Source organism: Bacillus thuringiensis (assembly GCF_001182785.1).
In the GTDB taxonomy this organism is placed as follows: Bacteria; Bacillota; Bacilli; order Bacillales; family Bacillaceae_G; genus Bacillus_A; species Bacillus_A thuringiensis_S.
Genome location: NZ_CP012099.1, coordinates 5,118,029 through 5,136,320 on the forward strand (window position 1 = coordinate 5,118,029; position 18,292 = coordinate 5,136,320).

An 18,292-nucleotide genomic window follows, 5' to 3' on the forward strand; every position below is an offset into this window, starting at 1 on the left:
CAACTTGTACTCAAAAACTCAACTGTATTCACCTGCTCAATAGTCCATGTAAACGCTTTTTTCCATATTTTTTATAAAAAATTCATTTTTTACGCCTCTACAGCAAGTTGCTCTCTCACAGCTTGACGAATTTCATCAATATCAAATGGTTTAGCAAAATGCATTAAAGCACCTAAATCTTTTGCTTCTTGGATCATATCAAGCTCTCCATAAGCAGTCATTAAAATTACTTTAATACTCTCATCAATTTCTTTTACATGCTTTAAAATCTCTATACCATCCATGCCTGGAATTTTCATATCTAACACTACTAAATCTGGATTATCTTTTTTCACGATATCTAAAGCTTGAAATCCATTCGCTGCTTGGAATGTCTGATAACCTTCTTTTTGGAACACTTCATGTAATAAAACACGAATCCCATATTGATCATCAACGATTAAAATTTTACCTTCCATAATTCCCAACCTTTCTGTGTAAGTACAAGATTTAAAGCTTCTTATATCTTAACGATTTATTTTCGCTATTCTTTGGCAAATTCCTTCCTATTCTTTCTTATTTTACCGTTTCCTATTTTGTTATGCTACCCTACGATTTCACCTTTCGAAAAAAATAAATTATAATGAAAGCCGGCAAACACGTACGAAGGGAGTAACATTATGTTAAAAATTTTTTCAACTCAATTAAGTGGTTATTTCTCCAGAGTTTCCCAAAAAGAGGAAATGAATATAGAAGATAGTGCTCGTTTACTTGCTCAAGCACTAGTTGGCGATGGTTTCATTTATTTATATGGTACAAATGAAATGGAGGGCGTTGTTGCCGAAGCACTATTCGGTGCTGAACCAATGAAGCAAGCAAAACGCTTATTTGAAAATGGTAAAGAAGCAGAAGTAACCTCTGCAGATCGTGTACTTCTTATTAGCCGTTTTTCAACAGATGAAGCGGTTGTAGAAATTGCAAAAAAACTACAAGAAGAGGGACACTCTATTGTCGGCATTTCTGCTCTTCAAAAAGGTACGGAATCACTAGAACAATATACAGACGTACATATTGATACAAAACTGTTAAAAGGTCTTATTCCAGACGATGAAGGTAATCGCTACGGGTTCCCAAGCTTAATAGTAGCTTTATTTGCTTATCACGGAATCAAATTTACAATCGATGAAATGTTAAATGAATATTAAAAAAAGCGCCTTATTTCAGGCGCTTTTTTTATTACTTGCTCTCTTTATTCGTAATAGAAGCTCTTACGAAGTCATGGAACAATGGTTGTGGACGGTTTGGACGAGAAACAAGTTCTGGATGGAACTGTGCTGCCACGAACCAAGGATGGTCTTTTAATTCAATGATTTCAACTAGACGGCCGTCTGGGCTTGTACCAGAGAATACAAATCCTTCTTTTTCCATATCCGGACGGAACTGATTGTTGAACTCATAACGATGACGATGACGCTCATATACAACCGGCTCATTATAAGCATTGTAAGCATTTGTTTCTTCAGCAAGCTTACATGGGTATAGACCAAGACGAAGTGTACCACCTAGGTCCTCTACATCTTTTTGCTCTGGTAATAAGTCAATGATTGCATATGGTGTATCAGGGTTGATTTCAGAAGAGTTAGCACCTTCTAAACCTAATACATTACGTGCGAATTCGATTGATGCAAGTTGCATACCTAAGCAAATTCCTAAGAATGGAACTTTGTTTTCACGAGCATATTGAATCGCAACGATTTTACCTTCTACACCACGATCACCGAAGCCACCTGGTACAAGGATACCATCTGTGTCTCCTACTAATTCTTGTACATTTTCTGCTGTTACGTGCTCAGCATTTACCCATTTTACTTCTACATCTGTGTCGAATGAGTAACCAGCATGACGAAGTGCTTCTACAACAGAAATATATGCATCTTGAAGTTCTACATATTTACCAACAAGAGCGATTTTTGTTTTCTTAGAAAGATTACGTACTTTGTTAACTAGCGCAGTCCACTCTGTCATATCTGCAGCTGGATTGTCTAATTTTAAGTGGTCACAAACGATTTGGTCCATGTTTTGTTCTTGAAGAGATAATGGAACCGCATATAAAGTATCTGCATCGCGTGCTTCGATAACTGCTTTTGTATCGATGTCACAGAATAATGCAAGCTTGTCTTTCATATCTTGAGAAACAGGAAGTTCTGTACGAACAACGATAATGTTTGGTTGAATGCCTAAGCTACGAAGCTCTTTAACGCTATGTTGCGTCGGTTTTGTTTTCATTTCACCCGCTGCTTTTAAGTACGGGATTAACGTACAGTGAATGTACATTACATTGTCACGACCAATGTCGCTCTTAATTTGACGGATTGCTTCTAAGAATGGTAGAGACTCGATATCACCAACAGTTCCACCGATTTCTGTAATAACAACATCCGCATTTGTTTCACGGCCAGAACGATATACGCGCTCTTTAATTTCGTTAGTAATATGAGGAATAACTTGAACTGTTCCTCCTAGATATTCACCGCGACGCTCTTTTTGAAGAACTGAAGAGTAAATTTTACCTGTTGTTACGTTGCTGTATTTGTTTAAGTTAATGTCGATAAAACGCTCATAGTGACCAAGGTCTAAGTCAGTTTCTGCGCCATCATCTGTTACGAATACCTCACCGTGTTGGTATGGGCTCATAGTCCCTGGGTCTACGTTAATGTATGGATCAAACTTTTGAATCGTTACATTTAAACCACGATTTTTTAAAAGTCTTCCAAGAGATGCTGCTGTAATACCTTTTCCTAAAGACGATACTACACCGCCTGTTACAAAAATATACTTAGTCATGAAAAAGCTCCCTTCTATTTTGCTGTTATATAATCACCGTTGCAAAGCGCAACGTATGTAGATAACACTGTATCCATCTTATTGTTAGACTCTTTTTATTTTCTAAACAAAAAACAAAAAAGAAAATTGCTCCCCTCATCACATAAAGTAATAAGTAGGGAGCAATTTTCTTTTATATTTACACTTTAAAAGTATTATCGTCCTTTTTTAAAGAGCCCAAAAATGATTCTACATGGACGATAATGAAAAGTCAAGAACTACAGTTCTTCCTCTTCTTCTTCTTCAGTTTCATCATACTCAAGTTCTTCTTCAGCGAAGTCGTCTTCTTCATCTTCATCTAAATCATCAAGATCATCGTCGTCTCCGTCTTCATCTTCAAGAACCTTGTCCAAATCTTCTACATCATCTTCTTCGTCTGCATTTCCGTCTGCATCGTCAAAGTCATCTTCATCTTCTTCAATGTAGTCGTCAAAACCGTCTTCTTCAACTTTACGTTTTTTCTTCGGTTTTGGCTGCGGTAAAATTTCTTCATCAATTTGCTCATATGGGTACCAGCTGCGTAGTCCCCAACGATTTTCTCCTAAATTAATGAAACGTCCATCGATGTTTAAGTCTGTATAAAATTGTGCGAGTTTCGCATTAACTTGCTCTTGAGATAGTCCCAGCACTTGAGCGATTTCTTGAACCAACTCGTTGAATGTCGTTGCTTGTCTTTTATCCCCTAAAACGCTATGTACAACTTCAATCATTGAACATTCTTTTAGCTCTTCTGGTGAATATTGCTTAAAATTCACTTATGCGGCACTTCCTTTCATCAAATATAACCTTATATATAACGGTCTGCCTAAAAAAATCCATACTATTCATTATAAACAAAAGTCGCACAAATATGCTACAAAAAAAACGGGAAACTTTTATATGGCAATAAAATTAATAATTTGTCTGTTCCTTATTTCGGAAGCATATGGGCACCTTGTAACACATACCTAATTTGCATTTCTGTATATTCTTCGAGCGTATACAGTTTTTGCAGCGCCCAGCGTCTAAACCCCCACATTTGTCCTTGTATAAAAATATTATGTGCAAGAAGCTGTATTTCTTTTTTATTTAATATAAATGTTCCGTTTTCCGTACACTGTTCTAAAATATCCTCAAACATTCCTACCATTTGAAACTCTTTTTCTAATACATATGGGAGAGATTCTTTCGGTAAAAAACGTACTTCTTGATACATAATTAATACTTCTTCTTGTAATTCGTCCATCACTTTAAAGTAATTCGTTATCGCTACCTTTAAACTTTCTATACTCCCTTTTTCTGTACAGACTACTTCCTCTAATCGTTCTTTTACATGTTCATATATACTATCACAAACTAAATACAAAACATCATCTTTTGTACGAATGTACTCATAAAGTGTCCCTATACTAAACCCAGCCGCTTTTGCAATCTCTCTCGTTGTGGTACGCGGAAATCCTTTTTGTTTAAACAGTTGCACCGCACCTTTAATCATTTGTTCACGTCTTAACGCAACTAATTTTTCATCTTTCACCGATGCATGTACATTATGTTTAACCATTCCCTTCACCTCTCTCTATTATTTTTTGGAAGGAAAAAGCGTAGGAAAATACCTACGCTTTCGTTCCTACTTCGTTAACATACGAGAAATTACAAGCCTCTGAATCTCTTGTGTTCCTTCATATATTTGTGTAATCTTTGCATCTCGCATATAACGTTCTACTGGATAATCTTTCGTATAACCGTAACCACCAAATACTTGCACCGCTTCAGTCGTCACCTTCATCGCTGTATCCCCTGCAAATACTTTTGACATCGCCGATTCTTTTCCATACGGAAGCCCTTCTGATTCAAGCCAAGCCGCTTGATATGTTAAAAGGCGTGCCGCTTCTACATCTGTTGCCATATCCGCAAGTTTAAAGCCAATCCCTTGCTGCGCCGCAATTGGCTTTCCAAATTGATGGCGCTCCCTTGCATATTCTACAGAAGCATCTAAAGCCCCTTGTGCAATACCAACAGCTTGCGCCGCAATACCGTTACGACCTCCATCTAATGTTTGCATCGCAACTTTAAATCCTTGCCCCTCTTCTCCAAGTAGATTCTCTACGGGAATACGGCAATCTTCAAACATAATTTCAGTCGTTGGTGAAGAGCGAATCCCTAGCTTGCTCTCCTTCTTCCCAACTGAAAATCCTGGTGTATCGCTTTCTACAATAAATGCACTCGTACCGCGCTGCTTCGATTCAGGATCAGTTAGCGCAAAAACAACATAAATATCAGCAATACCGCCATTTGTAATGAAAATTTTTGATCCATTTAAAATATAATGGTCGCCATCTTTCTTTGCGATTGTCTTCATTCCACCAGCATCCGATCCAGATCCTGGCTCCGTTAAACCGTATGCACCAATTTTCTTCCCTTCAGCCATCGGTCGTAAAAACTTTTGCTTTTGTTCTTCCGTCCCAAATTTAAAAATTGGCCATCCCGCAAGTGAAGTATGTGCAGATAGTGTTACACCTGTTGAAGCACAAACTCGAGATAATTCTTCAATAGCAATTACGTACGCTAAGTAATCGCTTCCAATTCCACCGTACTCTTCAGGCCATGGAATACCGGTTAAACCAAGCTCTGCCATTTGATCAAATAACTCTCGATCAAATCGCTCTTCCTCATCACGCTCAGCTGCTGTTGGCGCCACTTCATTCTTAGCAAAATCTCGAACCATTTTTCTTATCATTTCATGTTCTTCTGATAGTTTAAAATGCATCTCCGTCTCCCCCTCGTCCTTTTATAAAGCACGGCTAATAACAAGTTTCTGTATTTCACTCGTTCCCTCATATATTTGCGTAATTTTCGCATCACGGAAAAATCTTTCTACTGGATAGTCTTTCGTATAACCGTAACCACCAAATACTTGCACCGCCTCAATCGCGACTTCAACCGCTGTCTTAGAAGCAAATAATTTTGCAATAGATGCTTCTTTACCGCATGGTAATCCTTGTGCCCTAAGAGATGCCGCTCTATATACGAGTAACCTTGCTGCTTCGACACTCGTTGCCATATCTGCAAGTTTGAAGCCAATCCCTTGCTGCGCCGCAATCGGTTTCCCAAATTGCTCTCGTTCTTTTGCATAATCAATCGCACATGCAAGCGCCGCTTCAGCAATTCCTAACGCCTGTGCACCGATTCCAATTCGCCCAACATCTAAATTCGCCATCGCCACTTTGAATCCTTGTCCTTCTTCCCCAAGTAAATTCTCCGTTGGCACTTTCATATCTTCAAAAGTAAGTTGTACTGTACGAGAACCGAGAAGCCCCATCTTATGTTCATCTTTTCCGATGATTAAACCAGGTGTATCTTTCTCTACTATAAATGCTGAAATCCCGCTTTTCCCTGCCTCTGGATTTGTAGAAGCGAATACAATGTATGTACTTGCTTCACCACCATTTGTAATAAACACTTTCGATCCATTAATAATATAATGATCGCCTTTTTTCACAGCTCTTGATTTCAAACTCCCTGCATCTGATCCTGCATTTGGCTCTGTTAAAGCAAATGCACCTAAATATTCCCCGGTTGCAAGTTTAGAAACATATTTTTTCTTCTGTTCTTCTGTTCCGAAATATAAAATCGGATTCATTCCAACTGACGTATGTACAGCTAAAATTACACCAACTGTGGCACTTACCTTTGAGATCTCCTCAATTGCTAGAATGTAAGAAATAAAATCCATTTCTGCCCCGCCGTATTTCGCAGGCGCTGGAATACCCATTAATCCAAGCTCACCCATCTTTTGCAAAATCTCTTTTGGGAACACCCCTTGTTCCATGCTAGGAACAAAGGGAGCTATTTCCTTCTGTGCAAAATCCCGAACCATTTTCCTCATCATTTGCTGCTCTTCATTAAAACGAAAGTTCATATACTCCGCCTCCATTTGCTATATATCCTCTTAACAATTTGGTAAGACCACTATTTTGTAACAAAGGGGGAATTTATTCGTAAACGTAGAATCCACGACCTGTTTTACGACCTAACCATCCTGCATTCACATACTTACGTAATAACGGACATGGGCGATATTTACTATCTCCTAATCCTTCATGCAACACTTCCATAATGTATAAACACGTATCTAAACCGATAAAATCAGCGAGCGTCAAAGGCCCCATCGGATGGTTCATACCAAGCTTCATTACTTCATCAATTGCTTCTTTCGTCGCTACACCTTCATATAACGTATAAATTGCTTCGTTAATCATCGGTAGCAAAATGCGGTTTGATACGAAACCTGGGAAATCATTTACTTCAACTGGTACTTTCCCAATTTTTTTCGTAATATCTTCAATTGCTTCATATACCGCATCATCTGTAGCCAAACCACGAATAATCTCAACAAGCTTCATAACTGGAACTGGATTCATAAAGTGCATACCGATTACCTTTTCCGGACGCTTCGTTACTGCTGCAATTTCTGTAATTGGTAGAGATGACGTATTCGTTGCTAAAATAGCGTGTTCTGGTGCGATTTCATCTAGATTCGCAAATATTTTCTTTTTAATATCCATTTTCTCAACAGCTGCTTCAATAATAAGATCCGCTTCTTTCACACAATCTAAATCAAGCGTTACTGTAAGACGATTTAATGTTTCTTCCTTCTCTTCTTCCTTCATGCGTCCTTTTTCTACTTGGCGCGCTAAGTTTTTCGTAATGATAGCCAATCCTCTATCTAATTGCTCTTGTTTTAGATCTTGTACCTTCACGTCATACCCTGCCATTGCACATACTTGCGCAATCCCTGATCCCATTTGCCCTGCACCAATTACAACAATCTTTTGTACACCCATTTTTTCTTCCCCCTTAATTGTTAATAAATTTTATACCCTCGAACTTTGATTAGTGAACTTCAATCATCACTGCGTCCCCTTGACCGCCACCGCTACAAATCGAAGCAATTCCAATTCCGCCGCCGCGCTGCTTAAGTGCATGGATTAATGTTACGATAATGCGCGCTCCGCTTGCTCCAATCGGATGTCCCATCGCCACTGCGCCGCCATTTACATTCAATTTTTCTGGATCAATTCCTGAGATTTCTGTACTTGCAATTGCTACCGCTGCAAATGCTTCATTAATCTCGAATAAATCGATGTCTTCAATTGTCTTGCCTGTTTTTTCAAGCAATGCGTTAATTGCATAACCTGGCGTTCTTGGGAAATCTTTAGATTCCACTGCAATTGCTGTATGCGCCAAAATTGTCGCTAATGGCTTTCTTCCTTCTTGCTTCGCTCTGTCTTCGCTCATTAATACAAGTGCAGCACCACCATCGTTTAGTCCTGGCGCATTACCAGCTGTCACCGCTGCTGTCTTATCAAATACTGGTTTTAACTTTGCTAACTTTTCAATCGTTGTATCTTCACGCGGCGCCTCATCCTTTGCAACGACAATAGGATCGCCTTTTCTTTGCGGGATCGTTACTGGCACAATCTCCTCTTCAAAACGTCCTTCTTTATGCGCTGAAACCGCACGCTGATGGCTACGATATGCCCATTCATCTTGCGCTTCGCGAGAAATTCCATCTTCCTTCGCAACTTCTCCGCCATAAACACCCATGTGTGTACCTGAAAATGCGCATGTTAAACCGTCAGCAACGTTTAAATCAATAACTTCGTTGTTTCCCATTCTGTATCCCCATCTTGCTCCGCGTAAAATGTAAGGACTGTTACTCATCGACTCCATACCGCCAGCTACAATCAGTGATTGATCGCCAGTACGAATAATCTGATCCGCTAACGTAACCGCACGAAGCCCTGATGCACAAACTTTATTCACTGTTTCCGTCTGTACTTCCCAAGGGATTCCAGCAGCCCTTGCAGCTTGGCGCGATGGAATTTGTCCCTGTCCACCTTGAATAACCGTTCCAAATATAACTTCTTCAACATCACTAGCCGCAACATTCGCTCTTTCAAGCGCTGCTTTAATTGCAATTCCTCCAAGTTCCGTCGCTTTTACATCTTTTAAAGATCCTCCAAATTTTCCAACTGGTGTTCTTGCAGCACTTAAAATAACTGTTTTACTCATGTTTCTTTCCCCCATTTCATTTTTTAACACTGAGCGCTCGCTCGGTATCCCTACGTTGAGAAGAGGTGCAATCATTGCACCTCTTTCTAAAGTTGTATACATTCTTACAAACTACATCGCTTCTTTTTTCTGTCCGATAACAGATCGTTCTAAAATCTCTGTCACATCAAGAGTTTGGACTTTCTCTTCTACCTCTTTCGCTTTCGTTCCATCACTGATCATCGTTAAGCAATATGGACAACCTGTACCGATAATGGATGGCTGTACAGCTAATGCTTGTTCTGTACGAGCAACGTTAATACGAGAACCTGTTGTTTCTTCCATCCACATTAAGCCACCACCTGCGCCACAGCACATTCCAGTTTCACGGTTACGTGCCATTTCTACAAGATTCACTCCAGGAATCGCTTTCAAAATGTCACGTGGCGCTTCGTACACTTCGTTGTATCTTCCTAAATAACAGGAATCATGGTACGTAACTGTTTCTTCAATAGCGTGAACAGGCTTTAAGAGCCCTTCTTTCACCCACTGAGCTAACAATTCTGTATGATGATAGACTTCTGCTTGCAAGCCAAAGTCCGGATACTCATTTTTAAATGTGTTATAAGCATGAGGATCAATCGTAACGATTTTCTTCACTCCTGCCTTTTCAAATTCTTCGATATTCTTTGTCGCCATCTCTTGGAATACAAATTCATTCCCAAGGCGGCGTGGTGTATCCCCAGAATTCTTTTCTTTATTACCGAGAATTGCGAATGAAATGCCTGCTTCGTTCATTAACTTCGCAAATGATATTGCAATCTTCTGACTACGGTTGTCGTATGATCCCATTGAACCAACCCAGAATAAATACTCGAATTCCTCACCAGCTTTTGATTTTTCTTTTACAGTCGGAACTGTTACTTCGTCATCACCTTGGCGCCATGTTTCACGCTCTTTACGGTTCAGACCCCACGGATTCCCTTGACGCTCGATATTTGTCATCGCGCGTTGTGCTTCCGCGTCCATTTTTCCTTCTGTTAAAACGAGATATCGACGTAAATCAATAATTTTGTCAACATGCTCATTCATAACTGGACATTGATCTTCACAGTTACGACACGTTGTACATGCCCAAATCTCTTCCTCTGTAATAACATCTCCGATTAAACTCGGATCGTAAGCGAACGTTGTAGCCGCTGATTCTTGTTGTCCTTTTCCAGCTGCCATCATCGCTAACTGATTTCCTTGTGTATTATTGAAGGCAACTACTGGAACCCACGGTGCTTTTGATGTTACCGCAGCTCCTTTATCAGTTAAATGATCTCGAAGTTTTAAAATTAAGTCCATCGGCGATAACATTTTTCCTGTACCTGTTGCCGGACACATATTTGTACAACGGCCACACTCTACACAAGCGTATAAGTCAATAAGTTGATTTTGTCTAAAGTCTTCAATTTTACCAACACCAAATGTTTCTTGCGTTTCATCTTCAAAATCAATCTTTTCAAGCTTCCCTGGGTTTGAAAGACGACCGAAGAATACATTAGCTGGTCCCGCAATTAAATGCGCATGTTTTGATTGTGGAACATACACTAAAAACGTTAACAAAATTAGTAAATGCACCCACCAAGAAAAATAGAACACTGAAATGGCTACGGTTTCATTTATCCCGCTAAAAACGTAAGCGGTTGCAGAAGCGATTGGTTCACTCCATGAAAGCTCCTCGCCATGCCATATAAGTCCCATACCGTTACCAAGTAGCACAGAAATCATTAAACCACCGATAAAGATAAGAACAAGACCTGATTTGAAGTTACGTTTTAAACGAACAAGCTTTTCTACATAACGTCTATGAAAAGCCCAAAATACTGCAATTAAAATAACAAGTGTGACAATTTCCTGGAAGAATGTAAATGCAGGGTATAGTGGTCCAAGTGGAAGATGTGATCCTGGTGCGAGTCCTTTCCAAACGAAGTCAATTGCTCCAAATTGGACAAGAATAAATCCGTAAAAGAACATAACGTGAATGATGCCGCTTTTCTTATCTTTCAGCAGCTTTTTCTGACCGAAAACATTGACCTTAAGGAGATCCCAACGCTCTTTAAAACGACGGTCAAATTCAATTTTTTTTCCTAATTGTATGTAGGCCATTCTCGTCCGTATAAGATATACAAACAAATACCCTGCATAAGCAATAACAGCAATGGCAGCCAGCCAATTAATGATCAGTAAGCTATTCATTTTTATGCTACCCCTCTCTTTGTAAGCCCTCTTTCTTTTTTGAATCTTCAAAAATATATAATTTTCTGAATTATATCCCCTATCCCCATTATATAATGAGTGAGCATTCAGTCAACAGTTTTTTGTTATAGAACAACACATTTTTTCATAAAGCTGTTTATTTCGGTGAAACTATAAAGTGAAACTTTAATCAGTAGGGGTGGTTCATCCCCCACTGATTATTAGTTGAACCAATCGGGCTTTTACGGGCAGTTGATTTCCAAACTAACTTCTGCTTATTCATCAATTTCTGAAGTAGGAAGCTTACTGCCCGTTAAAGCGGGGTAAAGTGAAACTTTAATCAGCGGGGGTGGTTCATCCCCCACTGATTATTAGTTGAACCAATCGGGCTTTTACGGGCAGTTGATTTCCAAACTAACTTCTGCTTATTCATCAATTTCTGAAGTAGGAAGCTTACTGCCCGTTAAAGCGGGGTAAAGTGAAACTTTAATCAGCGGGGGTGGTTCATCCCCCACTGATTATTAGTTGAACCAATCGGGCTTTTACGGGCAGTTGATTTCCAAACTAACTTCTGCTTATTCATCAATTTTTGAAGTAGGAGGCTTACTGCCCGTTTAAGCGGGGGAAAGTGAAACTTTAATCAGCGGGGAGGGTTCATCCCCCACTGATTATTAGTTGAACCAATCGGGCTTTTACGGGCAGTTGATTTCCAAACTAACTTCTGCTTATTCATCAATTTTTGAAGTAGGAAGCTTACTGCCCGTTTAAGCGGGGGAAAGTGAAACTTTAATCAGCGGGGGTGGTTCATCCCCCACTGATTATTAGTTGAACCAATCGGGCTTTTACGGGCAGCTGATTTCCAAACTAACTTCTGCTTATTCATCAATTTTTGAAGTAGGAAGCTTACTGCCCGTTTAAGCGGGGGAAAGTGAAACTTTAATCAGTGCAACATACTATCATCTGATGAAATTTATAATAACAGCCGTGCTACCCGTATCATTTGTAACAAACTGAAGGTGAAAAGAATGCGAAGGAGGGAATTCACTGATGCTCTACTTATCTCTTTTGTTAATATCCATTGCTCTTTGGATTACAATTGACCTTTCATACGGGAGATTTCTTCATTTAAAACGGGTAAGCTCTCGCACTTTCCCTTTACGTCAAAGTGATTTTCACCTTTATACATACGGGAAAGATTTGTACGATGCCTTATTTACTGATATAAAACAAGCACAGCACCACATTCATATTTTATTCTTCATTGTAAAAAACGATAAAATCAGTCGTGAATTTTTAAAGTTGCTGATTGATAAGGCTCAGGAAGGAATTGAAGTACGACTTTTACTTGATCGATTTGGCAGCCATTATTTATCAAACGAATCTATTCGCTCCCTGCAAAAACATGGTGTATCTTTTTCATTTTGTCATAAGGTAAAGTTTCCTCTTCCTTTCTTTTCTGCCAATCAAAGAAATCATAGAAAAATTACAGTGATTGATGGGAAAACCGGTTATATCGGGGGATTTAATATCGGCGAAGAATATCTAGGGCATAATGAAAATTTAGGATTATGGCGAGACTATCATTTACGTCTTACAGGAGAAGGGGTTCAAGATTTACAAAAGCAATTTTTGCATGACTGGTTTGATGATACGAAACAGAATTTATTGAATGCTTCTCTCTATTTTCCAAAACAACACAAAGGTACCATCCTACATCAATTTATTCCGACTGATGGTGCTTATTTACAGCATACTTTTTTACATTTAATTAGAGAGGCGAAAAAAGAAATCTTTATCGGTACACCATATTTCATTCCAGGGAAAAAAATTATGGATGCCTTATTAAAAGCAAGAGAAAGAGGGGTTCAAATCACAATTCTCGTTCCAGAAAAAGCTGATCACCCTCTCGTTCGAGAAGCAAAATTCCCGTACTGCCGAAAATTAATACAGGCTGGTTGCAATATTTACGCATTTCAACAAGGTTTTTTTCACGCCAAAATTATTATAGTGGATGATGATATTTGTGATATCGGAACAGCAAACTTTGATATGAGAAGTTTATATATTAACCATGAAATAAACTGCCTGTTATATAATAAACATTTCATTCAAACAGTAAAAAATAAATTCCATGAAGATCTAGAGAATGCATCCGTACTTTCCTATAGCGATGTAAACCCACCTTCTCTTATCGATAGAGGAAAGGAATGGATTGGAACAATGTTTGCTTTCTTTTTATAGGAAAGACAATGAATAAAAGAGGTGTATCTCATATGATTATGCGATTTGGATATGTCTCACATGCAATGGCACTCTGGGACTGTTCTCCTGCCAAAACAATGACGTTTACAAGCTTTAAAAAACTCAGTAAACAAGAGCGAGAAGACAAACTGTACCATGTTATAAGGCAAAATTTAGAGCACACAATACGTATCCTTCATTACAATATAGCGCATGAAATCCCGCTATATCGCCTATCGTCTTCCATCGTTCCACTTGCAACACATCCCGAAGTCGAATTTGACTATATTGGGGTATTCACACCACTTTGGCGTAAAATAGGCGCTTTAATTAAAGAACACAATTTACGAATAAGTTTTCATCCAAATCAATTTACGTTATTTACAAGCGACAAGCCACATATTACTACTAACGCTATTACGGATATGACTTATCATTATAAAATATTGGATGCTATAGGCATTGCAGATTCTTCTTACATTAATATTCATGTAGGTGGAGCCTATGGAAATAAAGAAAAGGCAATTGAGCGCTTCCATGAAAACATAAAAAAACTTCCTGCACATATAAAAAAACAAATGACTCTTGAAAACGATGATAAAACATATACAACTTCTGAAACTTTATCAATTTGCCAAAAAGAAAATATCCCATTTGTATTTGATTATCATCATCATATGGCCAATCTTTGCGAGGAACCACTAGAAGGGTTGCTTCCTGCAATTTTTGAAACTTGGTCACATACAAATATCTCTCCTAAAGTTCACATTTCCTCCCCGAGATCGGAAAAAGAATTTAGGGCTCATGCTGAATATATCGATTTAGAGTTTATTAAGCCCTTCTTACACGTTGCAAAAAAAAACAATCATAATTTCGATATTATGATTGAAAGTAAACAAAAAGACTTAGCACTATTCCAATTAATAGATGAACTTTCTGCTATAAGAGGAATTAAAAGAATAGGTGGTGCAAAGTTACAGTGGTAAATTGTAACTTTGCACCATTATTTCAAAAAAGTAATTTTTATAGTAAAAAATATTCTATTTTATATGCTATTATTTAAATTAGCATTTTCTCCCCGAGATTCAACTTTATTGAAACGGAGTCATAATATGATTAATCAAAAAAAGTATATACAATCTGTCATAATATACATATTTATATTTGCTCTTTGGATATTCCTTATACCAAATGAGTTGAATATAAAAGAAATCGGGATTCTTTTCTTATTCTGTTTCGCTGCACTTTTTTCTTGCTATTGCTTATGTAAAGCGATTAGAAAAATGACGCATGGTGATAAATTATTTTGGATTTTATTATTATGTACTTGTCTATGCGGGTTAGCTATGGAGATAACTTTATTCCTTCATTCACTTTCTATTCATGAGCAAGTTATATTCTCATATAAAGCATTACCTTTTTTTATCATACAATATGTTTTACTCTTTGTTGGATTTGCTATAAAGTTTATAAAAATTTACTCTATTAAGGGTCTTGCTCAATTTTCATTCGATAGCATCTTTATTGTTATTATGAACATTTATTTCACTTTAACTTTTATCTTGGACCTTTCAAGCTTCCGTATGCTAACAAAGGAAACTTGGATTTTAATTGGCTATTTTATTGCACAATCATTAGTAATTTACGCAGTTATTAGTCTATATAGAAGAGAACAATATTCTTCTAGTAGAATCGCATTAATTATCGGTTTCACTATTATACTCGTATATGGTTACATTCATCTGTTTCAATTAAATTTTGGGATGAAAACTTCTCCTGAATTTAATTATTTAATACACACTGCTTCTATTTTATTAATTGGACTTTCTTCCATACTATATATCTTGGATAAACCAATGCAACATGAAACGAAAGCAAAATATTATCGATTCGATTATGTACGTTTCATACTACCTTATTTTAGTATAATTATTACTTTTTCCTTTATTATCATTCAACCTTGGGATGATAAATTTATGTTAATTGGTCTCGTATTATCACTTATTTTGTTATTCTTGAGACAACTTTACATATGGAAAGATAATCAAGCACTAATCCTTACATACGAACAGTTGACTACACAACTAGAGGACGAAGTTGAAGAAGGTGCATTTGCATTATCAAAAAGTGAACAACGCTATAAATCTTTATTCGAAGATCATCCCGATGCCGTTTTCTCTTTAAATATGAATGGTATTTTTCAACAATCTAATAAGGCGTGCGAAAGCTTATTTACTGCCTATTATTGCGAAGTAGCAAGCTATACTCTGGTACACTTCATTGATTCAAAAGACCACGAACTACTAAAGAAGGCTTTACAAATTACAAAGGAAGGCAGGCCACAAACGTTAGAAGTTCGTACAAAAGAACAAGAAGGCTATTATTATTATCTCCATATTACACTTATCCCTATTTTTATAAACAAAGAAGTGGTCGGAATGTTTGGGATAGCGCGTGATATTACCACTTTATATGAAAAACAAAAACAAGTAGAGCATTTAGCCTTTCACGATGCACTTACTGGATTACCAAATCGCCGAAAATTCGAAAAGGATTTAAAAGCCATGTTAAATACAGCACAAACTAACGCAAATGATGTTGCTGTCATATTCCTTGATTTAGATCGATTTAAAAAAATTAACGATAGACTTGGTCATGACGTCGGAGATTTATTATTAATTGAAGTAGCAAAAAGACTACGCGGTTGCTTGCGTTCAAAAGATGTCGTCGCTCGCCAAGGTGGAGATGAGTTTACAATTCTATTACCAGAAATGTATTCAGAAAAAAGTGCAATTTTTATAGCTGAACAGATTTTAACTATTTTAAACAAACCATTCTTCATTCAAGGCGAAGAACTCTCTATTACACCAAGTATCGGAATTGCGATGTATCCTGATTATGGAACTGATGTAAATGAGTTAATGAAAAATGCTGATATGGCTATGTACCGTGCGAAGGCAAATGGAAAAAACAGATTTGTTTTCTTCTCAAAAGAAATGAGTATTGCTCAAAATGAAATTCAATTCTTAGAAGGTGAACTTTCAAAAGCATTACAACAAAATGAATTTTTCCTTGAATATCAGCCACAAGTAAGCACAAAAACAAAACAAATTATCGGTTTTGAAGCATTAATACGTTGGAAGCATCCAAAACTCGGTATCGTATCTCCTGCCCAATTTATCCCTCTAGCAGAGGAAACCGGTTTTATTATTGAACTTGGCAATTGGATTTTACGTACTGCCTGTTTAGAGGCAAAAAGATGGCATAATCAAGGGTTTTCTCACTTAAAAGTTGGTGTGAATTTATCTGTTGTTCAATTTAACCATGCAGATTTAATCCCAACTATTTCAAAGGTGTTGGAAGAAACAGAACTGAAACCAGAAGCACTAGATATTGAAATTACGGAAAGCATCGCAATTAATCAAAATCAATCTGTAGTTGCAAAACTAGAACAACTTCAAAATCTCGGTATTCAAATTTCAATCGATGACTTTGGAACTGGTTATAGTTCTTTAGCTTATTTAACAAAATATCCAATTAACATATTAAAAATTGCTCGAGAGTTTATTTGTGGAATTACAACTAGCCCTTTAGAAGAAGCAATTGTCTCTTCCATTATTACACTATCAAAAGAACTAAATTTAGAAGTGATTGCAGAAGGTGTAGAAACAGAAGAAGAATGGGACTTTTTACATAGACAAAATTGTGATCACATTCAAGGGTTCTTTATTAGCAAACCTGTTTCTAGTAAAGACGTTTGGATGTTACTCCATAAAAAAACAACCGTCTAAATAAGGCGGTTGTTTTTTAAAACTCAAAAGGTAAATCTGCAGCTACTTGTACCTCTTGATCATTATGAGAAATTATTTGACTTTTCTCTAATGCTGTATCACCTAATGAAATACCCCATGCCATTGCTAACGTTAATAAACTACCAATAAGTAATTTCTTCATATTCCATCACCCACATTTTTTACTTTTAATATATCATGAAAATTTATTCACATTGTATGCAATTATGCATATCCACTTTTTAGGTTGTTTATCTGCTGATTTTATTTACAAGCGCTTCTTTATATGCATGCATTTCTAATATATCAAAAAAGAAACTTGCCTTCTTATATGCATCTTCAATCTCTGCCTCTTCATACTCCAACTTCCTTAGGCATTCACCTCTTTGATAATATAGCTGTCCAATTAATGCCATACTATTAATTCGGCATGATATTTCAATCGCTTTATTTACTTGATAAAGTGATTCTTCATATCGACTATCTAAGTATAATGCTTTTGCATGATTATACCTTACCTTCACGTCAAATTCTTCATTATCATGCAATGCCTCTAATTGTTTTAATATTTGTTCAAATAAATCAATACCCTTCTTCAAATAGCCATTTTCAGCATAAATGTTTGCAATTGCGTTTTCAATATAAAGATTCTGATATACATCTATTCCTGTCAATTGTTGATTGAGCAATTTCTTTAATTCTAAAATACAATATTCGTAATCGACTTTTTTCAATACGTAAGCAGCTACATAATATTGCCATTGAAGAAATTGCTGGAATTCAGGATGATATTCTTCCTTTTTCAGCTCATTCCATACTTTATTATAAATTTCTTTATATCTTTTTTGCTTACAAAGCATAATGACTTGATCTTTAAACTGTTTTTTTCTTTCAATATCCGAATAAATGAGTACCTCATAAAAATGAATAATGGGAATTTGTAATTTTGCTGCAATACCTTGCAATATATCCATACTTGGGTATACTGCACCCGATTCAATTCTGCTTACTTCCGATTGATGACATATGTTCTCGGATAACTGTTTTTGTGTTAATCCTCTCAACACTCTAATTTTCTTAATTTCACTTCCTAATTTCTCTGCGTGCATACTTACTCACCA

Annotated in this window: 15 protein-coding genes; 4 read left to right on the forward strand and 11 right to left on the reverse strand. The window is 37.0% G+C overall.

Annotated features, from left to right (window positions below; genetic code table 11):
* Window positions 1-89 precede the first annotated feature (89 nt).
* Window positions 90-458: a sporulation initiation phosphotransferase Spo0F gene (gene spo0F, locus AC241_RS26495; RefSeq protein WP_000398593.1), complete on the reverse strand. Its 369-nt coding sequence runs from the start codon at window positions 456-458 to the stop codon at window positions 90-92.
* Window positions 459-659: 201 nt separating this feature from the next.
* On the opposite strand from spo0F, the gene AC241_RS26500 reads away from it, so the two are divergent.
* Window positions 660-1,184 (forward strand): DUF2529 domain-containing protein, encoded by a 525-nt coding sequence (locus tag AC241_RS26500; protein ID WP_016079640.1) that lies wholly within the window; start codon window positions 660-662, stop codon window positions 1,182-1,184.
* Window positions 1,185-1,215: 31 nt separating this feature from the next.
* Here the strand turns inward: AC241_RS26500 and pyrG are convergent, their stop codons facing one another.
* From pyrG to AC241_RS26540, 8 genes are all read right to left on the reverse strand, one after another.
* Window positions 1,216-2,823, reverse strand: a complete 1,608-nt coding sequence (gene pyrG, locus AC241_RS26505; RefSeq protein ID WP_016079639.1) for a CTP synthase — start codon at window positions 2,821-2,823, stop codon at window positions 1,216-1,218.
* A gap of 257 nt (window positions 2,824-3,080) precedes the next feature.
* Window positions 3,081-3,617, reverse strand: coding sequence for a DNA-directed RNA polymerase subunit delta (gene rpoE, locus AC241_RS26510; protein ID WP_016079638.1), 537 nt, complete (start codon window positions 3,615-3,617; stop codon window positions 3,081-3,083).
* 155 nt (window positions 3,618-3,772) lie between these two features.
* Window positions 3,773-4,402, reverse strand: coding sequence for a TetR/AcrR family transcriptional regulator (locus tag AC241_RS26515; RefSeq protein WP_000238601.1), 630 nt, complete (start codon window positions 4,400-4,402; stop codon window positions 3,773-3,775).
* Between the two features lie 66 nt (window positions 4,403-4,468).
* Complete coding sequence (gene acdA / locus AC241_RS26520) at window positions 4,469-5,608, reverse strand: acyl-CoA dehydrogenase AcdA (protein WP_050844752.1); 1,140 nt, start codon at window positions 5,606-5,608, stop codon at window positions 4,469-4,471.
* Window positions 5,609-5,629: 21 nt separating this feature from the next.
* Window positions 5,630-6,760, reverse strand: a complete 1,131-nt coding sequence (locus tag AC241_RS26525) for an acyl-CoA dehydrogenase (protein ID WP_029443666.1) — start codon at window positions 6,758-6,760, stop codon at window positions 5,630-5,632.
* Between the two features lie 73 nt (window positions 6,761-6,833).
* The gene (locus AC241_RS26530; RefSeq protein ID WP_029443667.1) at window positions 6,834-7,685 is read right to left on the reverse strand and encodes a 3-hydroxybutyryl-CoA dehydrogenase; all 852 of its coding nucleotides are present in this window, start codon (window positions 7,683-7,685) and stop codon (window positions 6,834-6,836) included.
* A 49-nt stretch (window positions 7,686-7,734) separates the two neighbouring features.
* Window positions 7,735-9,018 (reverse strand): acetyl-CoA C-acetyltransferase, encoded by a 1,284-nt coding sequence (locus AC241_RS26535; protein WP_140163834.1) that lies wholly within the window; start codon window positions 9,016-9,018, stop codon window positions 7,735-7,737.
* A 9-nt stretch (window positions 9,019-9,027) separates the two neighbouring features.
* Window positions 9,028-11,139 (reverse strand): (Fe-S)-binding protein, encoded by a 2,112-nt coding sequence (locus AC241_RS26540; protein ID WP_050844753.1) that lies wholly within the window; start codon window positions 11,137-11,139, stop codon window positions 9,028-9,030.
* A 1,047-nt stretch (window positions 11,140-12,186) separates the two neighbouring features.
* On the opposite strand from AC241_RS26540, the gene cls reads away from it, so the two are divergent.
* From cls to AC241_RS26555, 3 genes are all read left to right on the forward strand, one after another.
* Window positions 12,187-13,380, forward strand: coding sequence for a cardiolipin synthase (cls, locus tag AC241_RS26545; protein ID WP_016079634.1), 1,194 nt, complete (start codon window positions 12,187-12,189; stop codon window positions 13,378-13,380).
* Window positions 13,381-13,412: 32 nt separating this feature from the next.
* Window positions 13,413-14,366, forward strand: a complete 954-nt coding sequence (gene uvsE, locus AC241_RS26550) for a UV DNA damage repair endonuclease UvsE (RefSeq protein WP_016079633.1) — start codon at window positions 13,413-13,415, stop codon at window positions 14,364-14,366.
* Between the two features lie 126 nt (window positions 14,367-14,492).
* Window positions 14,493-17,171, forward strand: coding sequence for a DUF4084 domain-containing protein (locus tag AC241_RS26555; RefSeq protein ID WP_050844754.1), 2,679 nt, complete (start codon window positions 14,493-14,495; stop codon window positions 17,169-17,171).
* Between the two features lie 16 nt (window positions 17,172-17,187).
* Here AC241_RS26555 and AC241_RS26560 read toward each other — a convergent pair whose 3' ends face one another.
* Both AC241_RS26560 and AC241_RS26565 read right to left on the reverse strand, forming a co-directional pair.
* Window positions 17,188-17,334: a quorum-sensing peptide PapR gene (locus AC241_RS26560; RefSeq protein WP_016079631.1), complete on the reverse strand. Its 147-nt coding sequence runs from the start codon at window positions 17,332-17,334 to the stop codon at window positions 17,188-17,190.
* A gap of 88 nt (window positions 17,335-17,422) precedes the next feature.
* Window positions 17,423-18,280: a helix-turn-helix domain-containing protein gene (locus tag AC241_RS26565; protein ID WP_016079630.1), complete on the reverse strand. Its 858-nt coding sequence runs from the start codon at window positions 18,278-18,280 to the stop codon at window positions 17,423-17,425.
* Window positions 18,281-18,292: the final 12 nt, after the last annotated feature.